The following is an 18,818-nucleotide window of genomic DNA, read 5'->3' on the forward strand; positions in this document are numbered from 1 at the left end:
CTCCAGGCAATAGTTGCAGCCCGTCGGCCCAGCCGGCGGGCTTTTTCTTTGCGTTGAAGACTTTCGTGCTGAACAGCAACAAAAAAGCGGAGCCAAAGCCCCGCTTCCTCGATATCGGGATTGCCGCCGGTTCATCCGCGGTCGGCCAATCCATCGACAATCGCTTTCTATCGTATCTATGCGACGGGAGTACGACAGAGCTTTCTGCCGGTCCGCGCGGTTCAGGCCCGTTCGATCCGGCATTGATAGCAGTTGTTGCGCGCCGAGCGGACATGCACATAGGCAATATCGTCGCGCTCGAACAAGATCTCGGCCCTTGCGGCAATCGCCCCGGTCGGGGTCACAGCGCCGCTGCCGTAGACGATACGGTCGTCCCTACCATAGCCGCGCACGATGTAGTCCGGACTTTCGAGGATTTCGGGTAGCGCATTTGTCTCGGCCGCGCGCTCGCACTCTTCCGCATGCAGGAAGATCGGGCCGGTCTCGGCATAGGGTTGAAGACGCGGGAAAGGCCGGAAAGCCAGGACAAGATAGGCGTCGCCGGCTGCGATGTTCTTGAGACAGTGCCTGCAAGGCACGCCATCGCCGTCGGAGATGTTCCGCTCTGGCGTGTGGCCGTAAGCATCGGGTCCACCACGCTGCAGGGCTCTGACATGTTCGGTGGATAGTGCCTTGAACTGAATGGTCATCATGTAAATCTCCGGCTCGTCGACCGGAAATTATGGGCTCTGGCCGATGCGTCCCACCCGATTCTTGCCAAGGATCGAGGGACCGATCCGATGTCTGCGATCGATCCCTCATGCCAACAACACTGATCGCGCCAGATCCATGAGATAAGCCGGCCAGATAAAGCCAGCGAAACCCCGAATCAGCGGATGAAATCGTCGAAGCGCCGCAACGTCACCCTGCGATTCTGCCAGTTTTCGTTCTGCGTCGGCACGAGCAGGAACTCCTCGCCGTAGCCGACGGTCTCAAGGGCATAGCCGGGCACGCCGAATTCGCGCACCAGCGTGCGCTTCAGCGAGGCGGCGCGCTGTTCGGACAGTACCTGGTTCGACTGAAAGGATCCGACGGCATCGGTATGCCCCTCGATCAGCACGCGCGCACCGGGATCGCGGCGCAGGATGCGCCGGAGCGCATTGGCGATAGTCTCGATCTTGTCGTATTGCGAGCTGGAAATCGCTGCCGAGCCGAATGCGAAATTGATCGACTGGATGTCGATCGAGCGCGCCATGCGGCGCAGATCCGGCCGGCGCTTGAATTCGCGGATGGTGACGCGCTCGTTCGGCCGCAGCTTCACCCGGGGCGCCGCCTCCAGCTTGCGCTCGATCGTGGCGGCGGAAGGCGTCGTCGCCTGGGCGGCGGCAAGGCTCGGCATGGCAATCGCAGCGATCAGCGCGGCGGCCAGTGTACGGCGTGTCAGCATATCTTTTCTCCTTCGGCATCTGCCGCATTGACGATGCGGGCAACATGCCAAAGGCAGGCTGAAGCGCCGATGAACGAAAGGTTCAGATTCCCGGTGGCGTTACGGCCGCATGACGCTGGCCGAACGCTCGGCGAAAGGCAACGGGTGCACGACCTCTTTCTTCTGCGCGACCGGCCTGAAACCGAGCTTCTGGTAAAGTGGGAGTGCCGCCGGGTGGTCAAGCGTACAGGTTTGGACCGTCACCCGTTTCGGCCCATATGCCCACGCGGCCGCAATCGCCGAACTCAGGAACCAGCGGCCGAGGCCCTGCCCGGTGGCATGTTCCATCATGCCGAAATAGGCAAGTTCGACTTCCTCCGGCAAATGCGGCTTGATGTCGAAGAAACCCGCCGGCGCGCCGTCGAGATAAAGCACCCTGATGTCGCGATCCTCACGGTGGATGCCGGCCGAAAGTTCATCGTCATTCAGCCTGAGAACATTCACCCAGTGCCATTTGCGTCCAACCCGGTCCATCAGGTAGCGATAAAAATGCAAGGGAATGTCCCTGGTCTTCAATAGCGCAACCTGTCGGTTGTAGGGCACTGGCGGCGAGACGGCAGGAGGGGCATGCATTTCTAGAAAAGTCACCGTGACTTCAATATCCTGCAGCACGCCGTTTTCCATCGCGTTCATTCCTTGCCAGTTTTCGCTGGGCCGGTCTTCGCGGGGCCAGTTGCGACAGGTGTGTCGGAGAGCCCGCCCCACTCGGTCCATGAGCCGTCATAGAGCCTGTTGTCGGTGTGGCCAAGCGTCTCCAGGGCGAGCGTAATCACCGCTGCGGTGACACCGGAGCCGCAAGACGTGACGATGGGCTTCGACAGGTCAATGCCGGCATCCTCGATCACCTTGCGCAAACGGTCCTTCGACAGCAGCGAACCATTCTCCGACAGTGCGGAATACGGCACATTGCGCGCACCCGGCATATGGCCTGAACGGACGCCGGCACGGGGTTCGGGCTCCGCACCGGTGAAGCGGCCGGGTCCACGGGCATCGGCAATCTGGCTGGCGCCGGTTTCGACGATCCGGCGCATGTCCGCGAGGCTGGCGACGCGACCGGGGTCGAAATCGGCGTGGAACACACTCGGCGCGATCCTTGTCGGCTCGGCCGTGACGGGCCGCCCGGCCGCCTTCCAACCGTCGAAGCCGCCGTCGAGAATGTAGACCTGGAAAACACCCATGATGCGGAACATCCACCATGCCCGGGGTGCCGAGAAGAACCCCGGACCGTCATAAATGACGATGGTGTCGTCGGCCGAGACGCCCATCGCTCCGACATATTGCGCGAAATGCCGAGGCGACGGCAGCGTATGCGGCAAGGCGGCGTCAGGATCCGAAACCGCATCCTGGTCCAGAAAGCGGGCGCCGGGGATGTGGGCGGCTTCATACTCGGCACGCGCGTCACGCTTCTGCGCCGGCAAGTACCAGGATGCGTCCACGATTGTCAGGCCGGGCTCGCCCAGGCGTCCCTGCAGCCAGTCCGCATCGACGATAAAAGGACTGTCTTCTGCCATTTTTGGTTCTCCCGGGTAAGGCAAAGGGTTACGTGTCAGGCGGCCGGCATCGGGCCGAAGCGGATGCGGAAGCGCCTGTTCTCACGGCCTTTCTTTTCGATCTTGCCAATGTGGATTTCGCCGATTTCGCGCGTGCTTTTCACATGCGTGCCGCCGCAAGGCTGGCTGTCGACCGTGCCATTCTCACCGATGCAGACCAGACGGATCTTGCCGGTGCCGACCGGCGGCCGGACGTTCTTGGACTTCACCAGGCCGGGATTCGCGGCGAGTTCCTCGTCGCTGATCAGCCTGGTGAAAATCGGATGATCGGCCCGCACCAGATCCATCAGCCTCGCGGTCACCTCTTCCCTGGTGAAGCTGGCGTCCGGAATGTCGAAATCGACACGGCTGTCGTCCTCGGAAACCGCGGCACCCGTGATCGGGAACGGGCAAACGACTGTGAGCAGGTGACAGGCCGCGTGCATGCGCATCAACAGGTGCCGGCGTTCCCAGTCGATGACGAGTTTGACCTTCTCGCCAGCCGCCGGGGCCGCCTGCTCGGGCGCCGGCACATGGATTATCTCGTCCTTGGTCTCACCCGTGATGGTGGCTGCGATGGCGATGCGACTGCCATCGGCACGCTCGAGATAGCCGGTGTCTCCCGGCTGGCCGCCCGAGGTGGCGTAGAAGATCGTCCGATCGAGAACGATGCCGCCGCGATCGTTGACGGCAACGACAGCCGCATCCGCCGTGCGGAGATAGGCATCGTCGCGAAACAGCGCTTCCGTTTTGTGCGCCATCAAGAGACCTTTTCGAACGGCACCGAAATCTTGCTTTGCAGTTCCATCCAGTTCGGCACGGGAAGGTTCTTCTCGCGCAGGAATTCCGGGTTGAACAGCTTCGACTGGTAGCGCGTGCCGTAATCGCAAAGAATGGTCACGATGGTATGGCCGGGGCCTAATTCCCTGGCCAGCCGGATCGCGCCGGCAATGTTGATGCCGGTCGAGCCACCGACGCAAAGACCTTCTTCCTGAATGAGATCGAAGACGATCGGCAGTGCGTCCTCGTCCTTGACCTGAAAGGAGAAGTCCGGCGTGAACCCTTCGAGATTGGCGGTAATGCGCCCCTGCCCGATGCCCTCGGTGATCGAGCTGCCCTCCGATTTCAATTCGCCGCTGGTGTAGAAACTGTAGAGCGCGGCGCCCAGTGGATCAGCGAGCGCGATCTTCACATCCTTGCTCTTGGCCTTCAGCCCGAAGGCAACACCGGCAAGCGTTCCACCGGAGCCCACCGCCGAGACGAAACCATCGACCTTGCCGCCGGTCTGGGCCCAGATTTCCTGCGCCGTGGTGCGGATATGGCCGTCGCGGTTGGCGACATTGTCGAACTGGTTGGCCCATATGGCGCCGTTCGGCTCGCTCCTGGCCATCTGCTCGGCCAGCCGTCCCGACAGTTTCACGTAGTTGTTGGGGTTCTTGTAGGGCACGGCCGGCACCTCGATCAGCTCGGCGCCGAGCAAGCGGATCGTGTCCTTCTTTTCCTGGCTCTGCGTATCCGGGATGACGATGACGGTGCGATAGCCAAGCGCCTTGGCGACCAGCGTCAGGCCGATGCCGGTATTGCCGGCCGTGCCCTCGACGATGACACCGCCCGGCTTCAACAGGCCGCGCCGTTCGGCGTCACGGATGATGAACAGGCCGGCGCGATCCTTGACCGATTGCCCAGGATTCATGAATTCGGCCTTGCCCAGGATTTCGCAGCCGGTTTCTTCGGAAGCCTTGTTGAGGCGGATCAGAGGCGTGTTGCCGATCGCGTCGATCACAGAACGGGGCATTCAGGATTCCTTGTGTGCGTGCGCCGAAACCCTAGAAACCCGAAGCTTCGGTTTCAAGGCAAGAATTTGCCTGGTCCAGTCGCATTTCCGGCTCTGCGGTGTATCTGCATCCCCTAGACCGGGCTCGATGTCGTACAGTTCATTTGCACCCGACGTCGAGAAGCACTCTTTTCATTCGATTTCCTGACCGCTAGAGCAAGGCACCAACAAACTCGGCAGGGCGCAGCATGACACTCTATCGGGCCGATCCGAAACATGGCGTTGCCTGGGTCACGGGCGGCTCGAGCGGCATTGGCCGCTCGCTGGCCAGGGATCTGGCGTCCCAGGGCTACGCGGTGGCGGTAACCGCGCTGGACGACGATCCGATCGACACGCTCATTGTCGAGACAGCGCAGATGCCTGGCAGCGTCACCGCTTTTCCCTGCGACGTGACCGACGAACCGCGCATGGCAAGGACGGTCGCCGCGATCGAGAAGGAGCTCGGCCCGATCGTGCTCGCCGTCTTCAATGCCGGAAACTACATCGCGACGCCCGGAGAGGCTCTTGTCGTCAAGGACTTTCGCAAGTCCTTCGAGGTCAATTATTTCGGCATCATCAACGGGCTGGTGCCGGTCGTGGAACATATGCGCGTGCGATCACGCGGCCATGTCGTGCTGGTTGGATCGGTCACCGCCTATTTCGGCTGGCCGACCACCGCCGCCTATGGCGGCACCAAGGCGGCGATCAACATCCTGGCAGAGTCCCTGAAGTACGATTTCGACAAGATGAACATCCGCGTCCAGGTGATAAACCCCGGTTTTGTCGACACGCCGCTGACTGAAAAGAACATGTTGCCAATGCCGGGCCTGATGCCAGTCAGCCGAGCGACGCGCCGCATGGTGAAGGCAATCAAATCCGGTGGCTTCGAAGTCACCTTTCCGTACCGCACGAGCTGGCCGCTGAAGTTTCTTGCCCTGTTGCCCCGACCCGTGTGCCGATGGGTGATCAGCTTGACGACAAGCTGGAAGGCAAGGCCACTGAACTACGACCGCAAACCGCCGAACGAATAGGATGCCCACAGGATTGGTGGTTTGGCTGCCTGGGCGGCCGTTGCCTGTTCATGGCCACCGCCATAGGCTTGTTGTTGTTGCGTGGAGTCTGCAATGGGGCGACGGATCGTGCTTGCTGTGCTGGGCCTGATCGCCGTCCTTGCACTGGCCATCGTCCTTGGCCCACGCGTTCCCGTAGACACCACGATCCGCTTCGATCCTTCCGCCATCGGCGACGATCCGCAGGCCTATGTGGCGAAGGTGGAAGCCGCCGTGCCCGGTGTACGCGACGGGCTGGAGAAGGAGATCGTCTGGGCCAACCCGATGGTGCATGCCAAGACGCCGCTGTCGATCGTCTATATCCACGGGTTTTCCGCTTCCAAAGGCGAAGTCCGCCCCCTGCCCGACGAGGTGGCGGACCAGCTCGACGCCAACCTCTTCTACACCCGCCTTACCGGTCACGGGCAGGACGGCGCGGCGATGACGCAGGGCAGTGTCAATGCCTGGATCAACGACTATGAGGAGGCGCTCGCCATCGGCCGGGCGATCGGCGACAAGGTGATCGTCATCTCGACCTCGACCGGCGGCTCGCTGGCGGCGTGGGCGGCAACACAGCCCGGTGCGTCGGATGGCGTGGCGGCCATTGCATTCATCTCGCCCAATTTCGGCGTGAAGGCATCAGGCGCCGAGCTCCTGACCATGCCTTGGGGAAAGCAGATCGCCGAACTCGTCATCGGCAAGGAACGCAGTTTCGTGCCGCGCAACGCTCTGCACGAGAAATTCTGGACCACCAAATATCCGGTTGCCGCGACGCTGCCGATGCAGGCGCTGACTGAACTCGCCTATGGAGCGCCGGTGGAGAAAGCTGACATCCCTGCCCTGTTCATCTTCTCGGATTCGGACAGGGTGGTGCGGCCTGACCGCACCCGCGAAATCGCCGGCCGCTGGGGCGCGCCGCACGAGCTGGTTCCGCTCGACGATACCGGCGACCCAGACAACCATGTCATCGCCGGCGACGCGCTGTCGCCATCGACCACGGCCTTCCTGGCGCAACGGATTACCGTCTGGGTCGAGGCGGTGGCGAAGTAAGGTTCAGAAAACAAAGAGGGCGACCGAAGCATCGCTTCAATCGCCCTCTTATCTATCGGTCGGGCAACCACCCAACCACCAAGGTTTGGCCGGTTACCGCGAGGCGTCGTCAGGCAGCCCGCGCTGCCGGCCGCTTGCCGCCGAAGCGGCGCTTGTTGTTGCCCTTGAAGGGTTTCGCGCCTTCCGGCTTGCGCTCGCCGGCAAACGCCGGCTTGTCGCCGAAGCGCTTCTTGCCGAAGCCGTTGCCCTTGTTCTCGCCGCCTGGGCGCCGGCCGTCGCGACGGCCATTGCGGTCGTTGCGGTCATTGGCGGGCTCGAAGCGCTCGTTCTTTTCAGCCGGATTGCGCTGCGGATCGGGGCTGCCGAGATGGTCGGCAACGATCGGCAGCTTGGTGCGGATGATGCGTTCGACCTGGCGCAGCTTGCTGTTTTCCGAAGGATCGCAAAGCGTGATCGCGATGCCATCCATGCCGTTGCGGCCGGTACGGCCGATGCGGTGGACGTAGCTTTCGGCCTCGTCGGGCAGGTCGAAATTCACGACATGGCTGATGCCGGGTACATCGATGCCACGCGCGGCGATGTCGGTCGCGACCAGAATGCGCACCGATCCGTCACGAAAATCGTTCAGCGCCTTCTGACGGGCATTTTGCGACTTGTTGCCATGGATGACGGCGGCCTTGAAGCCATCGCGCTCGAGGTCCTTGGTCACCCGGTCGGCGCCATGCTTGGTGCGCGAAAAGATGATGACGGACCTCATCGCCTCATCGGCGAGCATGGTCGACAGCACCTGGCGCTTCTGCTTGGTGCGGGCGAAGACGACGCCCTGCACGATCTCGGCCGCCGCCGTGCTTTGCGGCGAGACTTCGATGCGGACCGGGTTCTTCAACAGGCCCTTGGCCAGTTCGGCGATCTCGTCCGGCATGGTGGCCGAGAACAGCGCCGTCTGGCGGTCAGGCGCGGTCGCCTTGGCGATGCGCTTGACGTCGTTGATGAAGCCCATGTCGAGCATGCGGTCGCCCTCGTCCAGCACCAGCCATTTGGTGTCGGACAGGATGAGGTCGCCCTCACGCACCAGGTCGGTCAACCGGCCCGGCGTGGCAATGAGGATGTCGACGCCGGGAGCAACCTTCTTCACCTGGCTGAAGCGGGAAACGCCGCCCAACACGAGGGCCGTGGAGACATGCGCGCCCTTGGCGAGGATCTTGATGGTGTCCTCGATCTGCACCGCAAGCTCGCGGGTCGGTGCCAGGATGAGCGCGCGGGTCGTCTTGGCGCGCCGCTTGGTGCCGAGCGCGATGATCTTCGACAGGATCGGCAGCGCAAAGGCCGCGGTCTTGCCGGAGCCTGTCTGCGCGATGCCGAAAATGTCACGGCCTTCCATCTGCGGCGGGATGGCCTGCATCTGGATCGGCTTCGGTTCGGTGAAGCCGGCATTGTGGGTGGCCTTGAGCAGCGCACCGGTAATTCCCAGCGCCGCGAAACCGGAGAGTTCCGCGGATACGTTGCCGGGCAATGTGTTTTCGTTGGTCAAAATAATCTTCTTTCAAGCGGCTTCTCGGCCGCAAACATCAATGGCGGCAGGGCGCAACCTGCCGTCGAAAAATTTGATATGAAACGACAAGGCGGGCGGACGGTGTCGTCCACTCGGCTGCGCTGTCGTGCCCGCAGGCATCATGCCACGGGGCTTTTTCGCCACTTTATGATGTACCGGAAAAAGGGCCGATATACCGGAAAGAGGGAAAACAGACGCAACCAGTCTCATTTGTCGAGAAGGCCGGAATCTCCCGGCCCAAGCGCCTATGGGCTGCATATGGCTGAGTTCGCCCCAGAATGCAAGGGGCGCAATGTTGCAGCGCAGCAAAAACCGACTAGAGAGCGATCGGAAATGTCCGCTCAAACTTCATCCGGCCATTTCCTGGCGCCGTGTTGCACAAATAGAATTTCGATCTGAGTGTCCGCGACCCGATACGCGACCATGTAGGGCGTTCCGGGAATCACCAGTTCACGCGCGCCTTTGATCTCGCCAACCCGTCCGATGAAGGGGTTAGCGGACAACAGCCGGGCGGTCTTTGGATGGATATCATTGACAATCCGGGCACCGGCCCGCGGGTTATGTTGGTTGATGTAGTCGCCGATTGACGCAAGCTCGATCGGATAGTGTCGGGTCCAGACAATTCGCACAGAGGCTCATGCCTGACTGTACCTGTTGAGAACCGTCGCGATTTCTTCCTCATTGGCAAAGTCGCCACGGTCGGCGGCCTCTATTCCCCCCTGAACGCCTGCGACCCACTTTTCCTGCCACGCCAGCGAACGTCCGTGGGAAAGGGCATTCTCGATGATCTGATCGCGTGTCAGCGTCGAGCGCGACGTGAGCATGTCAATCCGGCGGCTCAAATCCTCGGATATTTCTACGTTGTTCTTCATAGGCTTATTCTGCCATATCTGGCGAATGCCTGCCAAGAAGTATGTCGCATGAGGGACCGAGTGATGAAGGATGTGCTGAAGGAACTCGAGCGTCGGCGCGAGATCGCCCGCATGGGCGGTGGCCAGGCCCGCATCGATGCCCAGCACAAGAAGGGCAAGCTGACCGCACGCGAACGCATCGAGGTGTTTCTCGACGAGGGTTCGTTCGAGGAGTTCGACATGTATGTCGAGCATCGCTCGACCGATTTCGGCATGGAGAAGACCAAGATCGCCGGCGACGGCGTCGTCACCGGTTGGGGCACGGTCAACGGCCGTCCGGTCTATCTCTTCGCCAAGGACTTCACCGTGTTCGGCGGCTCGCTGTCGGAAGCCCATGCCGAGAAGGTCATCAAGGTGCAGGAGATGGCGCTGCGCAACCGCGCGCCGATCATTGGTCTCTACGATGCCGGCGGCGCCCGCATCCAGGAGGGTGTGGCAGCCCTCGGCGGCTATGCCGAGATTTTTCAGCGCAACGTGCTGGCCTCCGGCGTCATTCCGCAGATTTCCGTGATCATGGGCCCATGCGCCGGCGGCGACGTCTATTCGCCGGCCATGACCGACTTCATCTTCATGGTGCGCGACACCTCCTACATGTTCGTCACCGGCCCGGATGTGGTGAAGACCGTCACCAACGAGACGGTGACGGCCGAAAGCCTCGGCGGCGCCTCGGTCCACACCACGAAATCCTCGATCGCCGACGGCGCCTATGACAATGATGTCGAGGCACTGCTGCAGATGCGCCGGCTGGTCGATCTTTTGCCCGCTTCGAACACGTCGGAGATTCCCGAGATCGAATGCTACCAGTCGGTGACCGACCATGACCTGTCGCTCGACCGGCTGATCCCCGACAATGCCAACAAGCCCTACGACATCAAGGAACTGATCCTGAAGGTCGCCGACGAGGGCGACTTCTTCGAGATCCAGCAGAATTTCGCCAAGAACATCGTCACCGGCTTCGGCCGTGTCGAGGGCCGCACGGTCGGCTTTGTCGCCAACCAGCCGATGGTGCTGGCGGGCGTGCTCGATTCCGACGCCAGCCGCAAGGCGGCGCGCTTCGTGCGCTTCTGCGATTGTTTTTCGATCCCGATCGTCACCTTCGTCGACGTTCCAGGCTTCCTGCCGGGTACCGCGCAGGAGTATGGCGGGCTGATCAAGCACGGCGCCAAGTTGCTCTTCGCCTATGCCGAGGCGACCGTGCCGAAGATCACCGTCATCACCCGAAAAGCCTATGGCGGCGCCTATGACGTGATGGCCTCAAAACATCTGCGCGGCGACATGAACTATGCCTGGCCAACGGCGCAGATCGCTGTGATGGGCGCCAGGGGCGCGGTGGAAATCATCTACCGCAAGGACATTGGCGACGCCGAAAAGATCGCGGCCCATACAAAGACTTACGAGGATCGCTTCCTGTCGCCCTTCGTCGCCGCCGAGCGCGGTTATGTCGACGAGGTTATCATGCCGCACTCGACCCGCCGCCGTATCGCGCGCGCGCTCAGGATGCTGCGCAACAAGGACATGCAGAACCCCTGGAAGAAGCACGACAACATCCCGCTGTGAAACGGTCTACGGAGGTAGCTGTCGAACAGCTCACTCCTCCTCCGCCGCGCCGAACCCCGCCCCCATCGTGGCGCTGGTAGCGCTTGCCCAGGGCGTCGCATGGTTGTCGATGCGCATCTGGAAAATGAAATAGGTCGGCGAACAGAAGCCGATGCCTTTGACTTTGGCGGCGCCCGGCGTGTCCGGCGGCAGCGACTGGCACATATAATCCTCGCGGCAGAAATGATCGGCCGAACACGCCGGCCGGTTGCCGCGATTGACCGCGCCGCCGAGGCACTGGTCGAAATTGTTGGTCGCCACGCAAGTGTCGAATTTCTTGCCGCCGACCAGCCCACAGATTTCATTCGGCATCGGCTTGCCCTTCTTGAAGGCGGCAAAGTCGCGATCCTTGTCGTCGCAAGCGCGGTAGGCGATGCCGGCCGGCACGCCGATCTTCGGCGGCCGGCAGGTATAGGCGGTGCGCGAAATCCCCGGTGCGAACGCGGCGAACCGGCCTGATATCGTGTAGCGGTCGTTGAAAGGCCGCGACTGGTTGCTGGCGATCGACCCGGTCAGGCAGGGATGGCCGGAGAACATATTTTCGCTCCCCTTGGGCAACAGGCATTGCGCCAGCGTAGTGTGCACGCCAGACGCGGTCGCCAGCGGCGTGCAGACAGTGCCGCCGCCACATTGCCAGGTCGCGCCGAAACGCTTGGCATCCTCGGGCATCAGGCACGGCATCGCCATTTCGGCTGGTGCGTAGTCGACGTCGCCGGTATCAGCCCAGGTGGCTGGCGGCGCAAAGGACAGCGGCCGATAACGGTTCGGCTCCTTGCCTTCCTGCGTTGCGCGCAGCCAGGCCTGACGCCGGGGAATCTCGGCATGGAGATGCGGCGAGATGCCGACCTCGATGCGGTTGAGCGGCGACGTCGTCTTGTCGTCGACGCCGATCAGGTGGAAGCCGGCCGTGGAACCCGCCTGGTGGCAGCCCTGGCAGGCGCCATTGTCCAGCCGCTCGACCAGCGCCTCCGGCGTGCGCACCAGCTTCATGGAGGAATAGTCGAGCGATACGAATTCCTTGGGTTGGAATATTTGCGTAAACGGATGGTTGGCCTGCCGCGCGCTGCCGAAGGTCGACCACGAGACGACCTTTTTGGCCAGGAATTCGTCGGGGATTTCGTAGACGCCGAGATCGACCGCCGCAACATTGGCGCTGACATAATGGGCAAGCTCTTTCTTCAGCGCCGCATCTTGCGAGAGCCGCACGGTATCAGGTGTGTTTTCCAGCGGCTTCTCGCTGACGGTAGCGCCATCGATGCCGAATATCCGCATGAGGTAGGCGGCCTGCCCGCCAAATTCGGTCTCCTGACCGGAGGGAAAGCGCACGACTTGCGCATTGAGTTCGAGCTGCTTGAAGGTGAGCCCGGCCCGCTCCAGCGGCCCGCCGTTCAGCCAGCCAGCGTCGATGCTCTCATCCAGTTGCGGCGTCCAGCGTCCGGCAACACCGACGCAGCCGCCATCGGCATCCGGTGCCGCACTGTAGACCGCGTTGAAATTGAGCGGCAGCCGCGAAGCCAGGACCTTGCCGTCCTTCTTGAAGCTGTAGGCGAGGCGATAGATGAAACGCACCTCGCCGCAGCTCTTGTCGCCTTCCAAGGCAGCGAAATCACGCCGGTCGAGCCGGTTGACGACGCCGACCAGACGGAAGCGTGCCGCCTCCGTCTTCAGCCAGCGCATGTCCATGATGCGGCCGACATTGCCGTCGGTGACCTCGTAGAGCGTGCGCCCGCCTGCCTTCATCTCGGCCCGCAGCGTGGCAATGTCTGATGCCACCGTATCGACGATCGCATGATAGGCCGGCGCCTTGTCATAGAGCGTCTTCAGATCGCCCGCGCCATCGACGGCAAAAATGCCGGCGAAGCCAAAGCCCTTGGCATCGAGTGTAGCGAGAACCGCCGCATCGTCGACGATGGTCACTGGCTGCTCGGCGCGCACGCCATGCGAGATGAGCAGCGTGATGAAGGCCGCAACGGTGAGCGCGAAACGCTTCATCCGTTGGGCACCTTGCGCCGTGCCTCGACCAGTTCGCGCAAAACCGGCACCAGCGCCAGCGGCAGATCCTCGGCAATCAGCCCCGGTCCAAACCGGCTGCCGGCCTCGGCATGGATCCAGACCGCCGCACAGGCTGCTTCGAACGCCGGCATGGCTTGCGCCATCAGGCCGGCTGATATGCCCGACAGCACGTCGCCCGACCCGGCGGTGGCAAGCCAGGCCGCGCCGTTGGCATTGATTGCCGCCCGGCCATCAGGCGCGGCGATCACCGTGTCGGCGCCCTTGTAGACGATAATGGCATTGGCGCGTGCAGCCGCCGCGCGCGCCTTGTCCAGCTTGGACGAGGCGTCATCGCCGGCTATGTCGGGAAACAGCCTGGCAAACTCCCCTTCGTGTGGTGTCATCACCAGCGCCGGCGCATTCTGCCTGCGCGCCGCTTCGAACAAGACGTCCTGCGCCTCACGAAACGAGGTGATCGCGTCGGCATCGAACACAAGGCCGTCGACCTGTGCGGCGGCATTCCGTGGCTGGCCGGCGGCGAGGAGTGCCAGCCCAAAGGTCCGCGTTTTTTCGCCGACGCCAAAGCCGGGCCCAAGCACGAAGGCCGAAGGACGGCGTTCGCCGGCAAATTCCTCGATGTCCGCGAGATCGTCTGCCTTGCGCAGCATGATCGAGGTCAGATGGGCGGCATTGACCTGCATGGCGTTGCCCGGCGACAGCACGGTCACCGCCCCTGCCCCGCTTCGGGCCGCGGCCAGCGCCGACAGCCGCGCCGCGCCGGTGGCGCTCGGTCCGCCTGAAAAGACGCCGACATGGCCGCGTTTGTATTTGTGCGCGTCGACGGCCGGTACCGGAAAATCGCGCAGCCAGCGCGCCGGCCTGTTCTCGAACGCCCGGGACCGGAGCCGTGCAATGATGTCGTCGCCGATGCCGATATCGGCAAGCACGATCTCACCGCATCGCTCGCGGCCCGGCAGCAGCAGATGGCCGGGTTTCTTGCGCGCGAAGGTCACGGTGACGGCCGCGGTGAATGCGATGCCCAGAACCTTGCCGCTGTCGCCGGAGACGCCCGAAGGCAGATCGACCGCGATAACCGGCAAACGTCGGTTGGAGGCGATATCGGCCGCCCTTGCGGCGTCGCCCGATAGCGGCTTGGACAGCCCCGCCCCATAAAGCGCGTCGACCACGATCGAGCCGGGCTCGGCTTCAAAGCCAGACAGTGGCCGAGGCGCGATCGGGCATTCCGCGGCGGCGAGCGCCGCATCGCTTTCCGGCCTCGGCGCTGCGGACGCCCAGATCGTCGTGGCGACGCCGCTGTCGGCCAGGATGCGGGCGACGACATAGCCATCGCCGCCATTGTTGCCCGGCCCGCAAAGCACATGGACATAGGTCGCTTCGGGATAGCGGTTGAAAACCTCGGCCGCGACCGCTTCCCCGGCGCGCCGCATCAAGCCGATGCCGGCGACTGGACCGGAGGCAATCGCCATTCGGTCCGCCTCGCCCATTTCGACGGAAGTAAGAAGTTCATCGCTCATGGATTGCCGATCCGCATTCGATCAAGCATTGTCCAGTTTTCGATCCGAAGCAAACCAAGAGGAGTTGGCGCGACTGCGGCCATAGTGTTCGGATGGGAGGCATTGCAGACGGCAAATGCCTGCTATTTAGGCGACATGCCCAATTATTGTGCCGCAATACCCCTTGGCACTGTGGAGACTCAAGGGACCGGTGCCGCATCCGATGCAGTGAATGACGTGAATTTGCATCCCGGCGCGGTACGGCTTTGAAATCGTATGAGACCGCTTCTGCTCCGCTGAATTGGCACAGTTCGTGCTTGATGGAGGCGCAAGCGGGGCTCACAACCCGTTTTTTTGGCAGTGGAGGCCACTTTTTACATGAAAAAGATCGAAGCGATCATCAAGCCATTCAAGCTGGACGAAGTGAAGGAAGCGCTTCAGGAGGCCGGACTGCAAGGCATCACCGTCACCGAGGCCAAGGGCTTCGGACGCCAGAAAGGCCACACCGAGCTCTACCGTGGCGCCGAATATGTCGTCGACTTCCTGCCCAAGGTGAAGATCGAGGTCGTGCTCGGCGACGATGCGGTCGAAGGCGCCATAGAGGCCATCCGCAAGGCGGCGCAGACAGGCCGTATCGGCGACGGCAAGATCTTCGTCTCCAACATCGAGGAAGTCGTGCGCATCCGCACCGGCGAAACCGGAATGGACGCGGTCTGATCGGACCCGGCCACCGTTCGAAACGTCATCCATCAAAAAACGTCATCACACAGGGATACATGACATGACGACAGCCAAAGACATCATGAAGCAGATCAAGGACAACGACGTGAAATTCGTCGACCTGCGCTTCACCGACCCGAAGGGCAAGCTGCAGCACGTGACGATGGATGTCGTCGAGGTCGAGGAAGACATGTTCGCCGATGGTGTCATGTTCGACGGCTCGTCGATTGCCGGCTGGAAGGCCATCAACGAGTCCGACATGGTGTTGATGCCCGATCCGGACACGGTCCACATGGACCCGTTCTTCGCGCAGTCGACCATGGTCATCCTGTGCGACATCCTCGATCCGGTCTCGGGCGAATCCTATAACCGCGATCCGCGCGGCACGGCCAAGAAGGCCGAGGCCTATATGAAGTCGGAAGGCATCGGCGACACCATCTATGTCGGTCCGGAAGCCGAATTCTTCGTGTTCGATGACGTCAAGTACAAGGCCGATCCCTACAACACCGGCTTCAAGCTCGATTCCACCGAGTTGCCGTCCAATGACGACACCGATTACGAAACCGGCAACCTTGGCCACCGCCCGCGCGTCAAGGGAGGCTATTTCCCGGTACCGCCGATCGATTCCGCGCAGGACATGCGCTCCGAGATGCTGACCGTGCTCGCCGAAATGGGCGTCCGCGTCGAAAAGCATCACCATGAGGTCGCCGCCGCGCAGCACGAACTCGGCATCAAGTTCGACACGCTGGTCCGCAACGCCGACAAGATGCTGATCTACAAGTACGTCGTGCACCAGGTCGCCAACGCCTACGGCAAGACGGCCACCTTCATGCCGAAGCCGATATTCGGCGACAACGGCTCAGGCATGCACGTTCACCAGTCGATCTGGAAGGGCGGCAAGCCGACCTTCGCCGGCAATGAGTATGCAGGCCTCTCCGAAGCCTGCCTGTTCTACATCGGCGGCATCATCAAGCATGCCAAGGCGATCAACGCCTTCACCAACCCGCTGACCAATTCCTACAAGCGCCTGGTGCCTGGCTACGAAGCGCCGGTTCTGCTCGCCTATTCGGCGCGCAACCGCTCGGCCTCCTGCCGCATCCCATTCGGTTCGTCGCCGAAGTCGAAGCGCGTCGAGGTCCGTTTCCCGGATCCGGGCGCGAACCCCTACCTCGCCTTCGCCGCCATGCTGATGGCCGGTCTCGATGGCATCAAGAACAAGATCCACCCTGGCCAGCCGATGGACAAGGATCTCTACGACCTGCCGCCGAAGGAGTTGAAGAAGATCCCGACGGTCTGCGGCTCGCTGCGTGAGGCACTCCAGAGCCTCGACAAGGACCGCGGCTTCCTGAAGGCCGGCGGCGTCTTCGACGACGACCAGATCGACAGCTACATCGAACTGAAAATGGCCGAGGTGATGCGCTTCGAGATGACCCCGCATCCGGTCGAATACGACATGTACTACTCGGTCTAAGAACCCGTTCGGATAGCTTGCAAAGCCCTTGAAGGATTTCCCCTTCAAGGGCTTTTTGCCGCGCTCAACACTCACTGATGGATGTGTGTGGTCAGTCAGATCAGTGAATTGCTTTTGGGTGTTGGGATCGTATGGCCTTGCCCGCTTGTGCCCGCCGGCGAAACACACGGCTTCATGATCGCACTATAAAACCATGGCAGGGCGTTGGCGGATGGCTCCAGGGCGTAGCAAGCCGCCAGGAGCGAGCGGCGCACTGCCTCAGGCTGCAATGCCCGCTCGTCCGGCGCCCCCGCCAATGCCGTCGTTCAAGAAACCCCGCCCCGTTCGAACAGCATCGCTTTGGCGTAACCCCAAAGGCACGATACGCATGCCGCGGCGCGATCTGTCAACGTTGCCAGCCACCGGGGCAGACGGTCGATCCTGGTGTTTTAACAGAGACTTATATAAGAGCCTTTGAGTGCAAAAACACGCTCGAACCGGCGGTTTTCCGGGCTTTTCAGGCAATTTCCGCGCCTACGACGCGGGGTATGGTTGACCAAACGTCAGCCGGGGCTGACCGGTGCCGCGGTTTTGGCCGCCCCTTTTCAACCTGACTTTTTTTGGGGGAATTCATTCCACCCGGCTGGCGCCGCCCAAAACGACCCTGGCAAGGACCAAGGTTCTCACGGAACAGGATGGCGCAAGGAGGCATCTTATCGGCATGGCGGTCGGTGCCGTCGGCTGCGTCCAGAACAAACATCAAGCGGATAGCCGTCGACGCCCTGAATCCCCGTCATGGCGGATTCGTGCGCTGCCCGCACCAAAAGCACAAAAGCCCCGGCGTTTTCCCGCCGGGGCTCTTGTCACTGCAATTGCGGCGCGGGTCATCTCATGGCCCGCGCCGCGAAAACAATCAGGCGGCGGCCGAAACCGACGCGTCGGTCGCAACCTGCGAAATCGTCTTCAGAACCTGCGAGGCGATCTGGTAGGGGTCGCCCTGGGAATTCGGACGGCGGTCTTCGAGATAGCCCTTGTAGTCATTCTTGACGAAGGAATGCGGTACGCGGATAGAAGCCCCGCGGTCGGCGACGCCGTAGCTGAACTTGTTCCACGGCGCGGTTTCGTGCTTGCCGGTCAGGCGCTTGTCATTGTCCGGACCGTAGACGGCGATGTGGTCCATGAGGTTCTTGTCGAACTGTGCCATCAGGGCCTCGAAGTAGGCCTTGCCGCCGACTTCGCGCATGAACTTGGTCGAGAAGTTGCAGTGCATGCCCGAGCCGTTCCAGTCAGTGTCGCCAAGCGGCTTGCAGTGGAACTCGATGTCGATGCCGTAAGTCTCGGTCAGACGCAGAAGCAGATAGCGCGCCATCCAGATCTGGTCGGCGGCCTTCTTGGAGCCCTTGCCGAAGATCTGGAATTCCCACTGGCCTTTGGCCACCTCGGCGTTGATGCCTTCATGGTTGATGCCGGCCGCAAGGCACTGGTCAAGATGCTCTTCGACGATCTTGCGTGCGACGTCGCCGACGTTCTTGTAGCCGACGCCGGTATAGTACGGGCCCTGCGGCGCCGGGTAGCCGCTCTCGGGGAAGCCGAGCGGACGGCCGTCCTTGTAGAAGAAATACTCCTGCTCGAAGCCGAACCACGCATCCTCGTCGTCGAGGATGGTCGCGCGGCTGTTCGATTCATGCGGGGTGACGCCATCGGGCATCATGACTTCGCACATGACCAGAATGCCGTTGGTGCGGGCCGGATCCGGGTAGAGCGCCACCGGCTTCAACACGCAGTCGGAGCTGCGGCCCTCGGCCTGCATGGTCGAGGAACCGTCGAACCCCCACAGCGGCAGCTGTTCGAGCGTCGGGAATTCGGCGAATTCCTTGATCTGCGTCTTTCCGCGAAGGTTGGGGACCGGGGTGTATCCATCGAGCCAAATGTACTCGAGCTTGTATTTCGTCATTCTAGCCTCTCGTTGCTTGATCACCGAACACCAAACGGCGTCAACATGCGTCCGCCGTCGGCAGCCGGCGCTGCCGATCACTAAAATGCAATTCGTGTGCCACTCCGGCATTGGCGGGTGCGGCAAAATGGCTGCGATATCGCGCCGAATTTGCTGTGCCGCCTCATCACTGGATCCTGATCGATCAAACGCGCAGATCGCACAAATATTAGGCAAATAATGA

At 62.1% G+C, this 18,818-nt stretch carries 17 protein-coding genes; 5 read left to right on the plus strand and 12 right to left on the minus strand.

Annotated features, from left to right (window positions below; translation table 11 throughout):
• Nucleotides 1-221 precede the first annotated feature (221 nt).
• The 6 genes from EB230_RS21135 to EB230_RS21160 form a co-directional block, all read right to left on the minus strand.
• A complete protein-coding gene (locus EB230_RS21135) occupies nt 222-689 on the minus strand; it encodes a DUF1203 domain-containing protein (RefSeq protein WP_172375145.1) in 468 nt (155 codons plus the stop codon).
• Between the two features lie 179 nt (nt 690-868).
• Entirely contained in the window at nt 869-1,426 is a 558-nt protein-coding gene (locus tag EB230_RS21140) for an OmpA family protein (protein ID WP_172373907.1), read from the minus strand.
• 99 nt (nt 1,427-1,525) lie between these two features.
• On the minus strand, nt 1,526-2,089 hold the full coding sequence (locus EB230_RS21145; RefSeq protein ID WP_172375147.1) for a GNAT family N-acetyltransferase: 564 nt from the start codon (nt 2,087-2,089) through the stop codon (nt 1,526-1,528).
• Between the two features lie 5 nt (nt 2,090-2,094).
• The gene (gene sseA / locus EB230_RS21150; RefSeq protein ID WP_056567982.1) at nt 2,095-2,976 is read right to left on the minus strand and encodes a 3-mercaptopyruvate sulfurtransferase; all 882 of its coding nucleotides are present in this window, start codon (nt 2,974-2,976) and stop codon (nt 2,095-2,097) included.
• Nucleotides 2,977-3,011: 35 nt separating this feature from the next.
• Nucleotides 3,012-3,755, minus strand: a complete 744-nt coding sequence (locus tag EB230_RS21155) for an alanyl-tRNA editing protein (protein ID WP_172373908.1) — start codon at nt 3,753-3,755, stop codon at nt 3,012-3,014.
• A complete protein-coding gene (locus EB230_RS21160; protein ID WP_172373909.1) occupies nt 3,755-4,789 on the minus strand; it encodes a cysteine synthase A in 1,035 nt (344 codons plus the stop codon). Before EB230_RS21160 ends, EB230_RS21155 begins: the two co-directional genes overlap by 1 nt.
• Nucleotides 4,790-5,016: 227 nt before the next feature.
• Between EB230_RS21160 and EB230_RS21165 the strand changes: the two genes are divergently transcribed.
• Nucleotides 5,017-5,838, plus strand: coding sequence for an SDR family oxidoreductase (locus EB230_RS21165; RefSeq protein ID WP_172373910.1), 822 nt, complete (start codon nt 5,017-5,019; stop codon nt 5,836-5,838).
• Between the two features lie 93 nt (nt 5,839-5,931).
• A complete protein-coding gene (locus EB230_RS21170; RefSeq protein ID WP_172373911.1) occupies nt 5,932-6,906 on the plus strand; it encodes an alpha/beta fold hydrolase in 975 nt (324 codons plus the stop codon).
• Between the two features lie 109 nt (nt 6,907-7,015).
• Here EB230_RS21170 and EB230_RS21175 read toward each other — a convergent pair whose 3' ends face one another.
• The 3 genes from EB230_RS21175 to EB230_RS21185 form a co-directional block, all read right to left on the minus strand.
• Nucleotides 7,016-8,437, minus strand: coding sequence for a DEAD/DEAH box helicase (locus EB230_RS21175; protein ID WP_056567996.1), 1,422 nt, complete (start codon nt 8,435-8,437; stop codon nt 7,016-7,018).
• A gap of 362 nt (nt 8,438-8,799) precedes the next feature.
• Nucleotides 8,800-9,087 carry a type II toxin-antitoxin system RelE/ParE family toxin gene (locus tag EB230_RS21180; protein ID WP_056567998.1) on the minus strand — a complete coding sequence of 96 codons (288 nt, stop codon included), beginning with the start codon at nt 9,085-9,087 and terminating at the stop codon, nt 8,800-8,802.
• A gap of 6 nt (nt 9,088-9,093) precedes the next feature.
• On the minus strand, nt 9,094-9,330 hold the full coding sequence (locus EB230_RS21185) for a hypothetical protein (RefSeq protein ID WP_056568001.1): 237 nt from the start codon (nt 9,328-9,330) through the stop codon (nt 9,094-9,096).
• Nucleotides 9,331-9,393: 63 nt separating this feature from the next.
• Here EB230_RS21185 and EB230_RS21190 point away from each other — a divergent pair, with 63 nt between their 5' ends.
• The gene (locus tag EB230_RS21190; RefSeq protein ID WP_056568004.1) at nt 9,394-10,926 is read left to right on the plus strand and encodes an acyl-CoA carboxylase subunit beta; all 1,533 of its coding nucleotides are present in this window, start codon (nt 9,394-9,396) and stop codon (nt 10,924-10,926) included.
• A 30-nt stretch (nt 10,927-10,956) separates the two neighbouring features.
• On the opposite strand, the gene EB230_RS21195 is transcribed toward EB230_RS21190, so the two are convergent.
• A complete protein-coding gene (locus EB230_RS21195; protein WP_172373912.1) occupies nt 10,957-12,957 on the minus strand; it encodes a hypothetical protein in 2,001 nt (666 codons plus the stop codon).
• Nucleotides 12,954-14,492 carry an NAD(P)H-hydrate dehydratase gene (locus EB230_RS21200; RefSeq protein ID WP_172373913.1) on the minus strand — a complete coding sequence of 513 codons (1,539 nt, stop codon included), beginning with the start codon at nt 14,490-14,492 and terminating at the stop codon, nt 12,954-12,956. The genes EB230_RS21195 and EB230_RS21200 overlap by 4 nt, the downstream gene beginning before the upstream one ends.
• A 357-nt stretch (nt 14,493-14,849) precedes the next feature.
• Here EB230_RS21200 and EB230_RS21205 point away from each other — a divergent pair, with 357 nt between their 5' ends.
• Together EB230_RS21205 and glnA are read left to right on the plus strand one after the other, a co-directional pair.
• A complete protein-coding gene (locus tag EB230_RS21205; protein ID WP_006205430.1) occupies nt 14,850-15,188 on the plus strand; it encodes a P-II family nitrogen regulator in 339 nt (112 codons plus the stop codon).
• A 64-nt stretch (nt 15,189-15,252) separates the two neighbouring features.
• Nucleotides 15,253-16,662 carry a type I glutamate--ammonia ligase gene (glnA, locus tag EB230_RS21210; RefSeq protein ID WP_172373914.1) on the plus strand — a complete coding sequence of 470 codons (1,410 nt, stop codon included), beginning with the start codon at nt 15,253-15,255 and terminating at the stop codon, nt 16,660-16,662.
• 892 nt (nt 16,663-17,554) lie between these two features.
• Here the strand turns inward: glnA and EB230_RS21215 are convergent.
• The gene (locus EB230_RS21215) at nt 17,555-18,595 is read right to left on the minus strand and encodes a glutamine synthetase beta-grasp domain-containing protein (protein WP_065005076.1); all 1,041 of its coding nucleotides are present in this window, start codon (nt 18,593-18,595) and stop codon (nt 17,555-17,557) included.
• Between the last annotated feature and the right edge of the window lie 223 nt (nt 18,596-18,818).

This window comes from Mesorhizobium sp. NZP2234, assembly GCF_013170765.1.
Classification (GTDB): Bacteria; Pseudomonadota; Alphaproteobacteria; order Rhizobiales; family Rhizobiaceae; genus Mesorhizobium; species Mesorhizobium loti_D.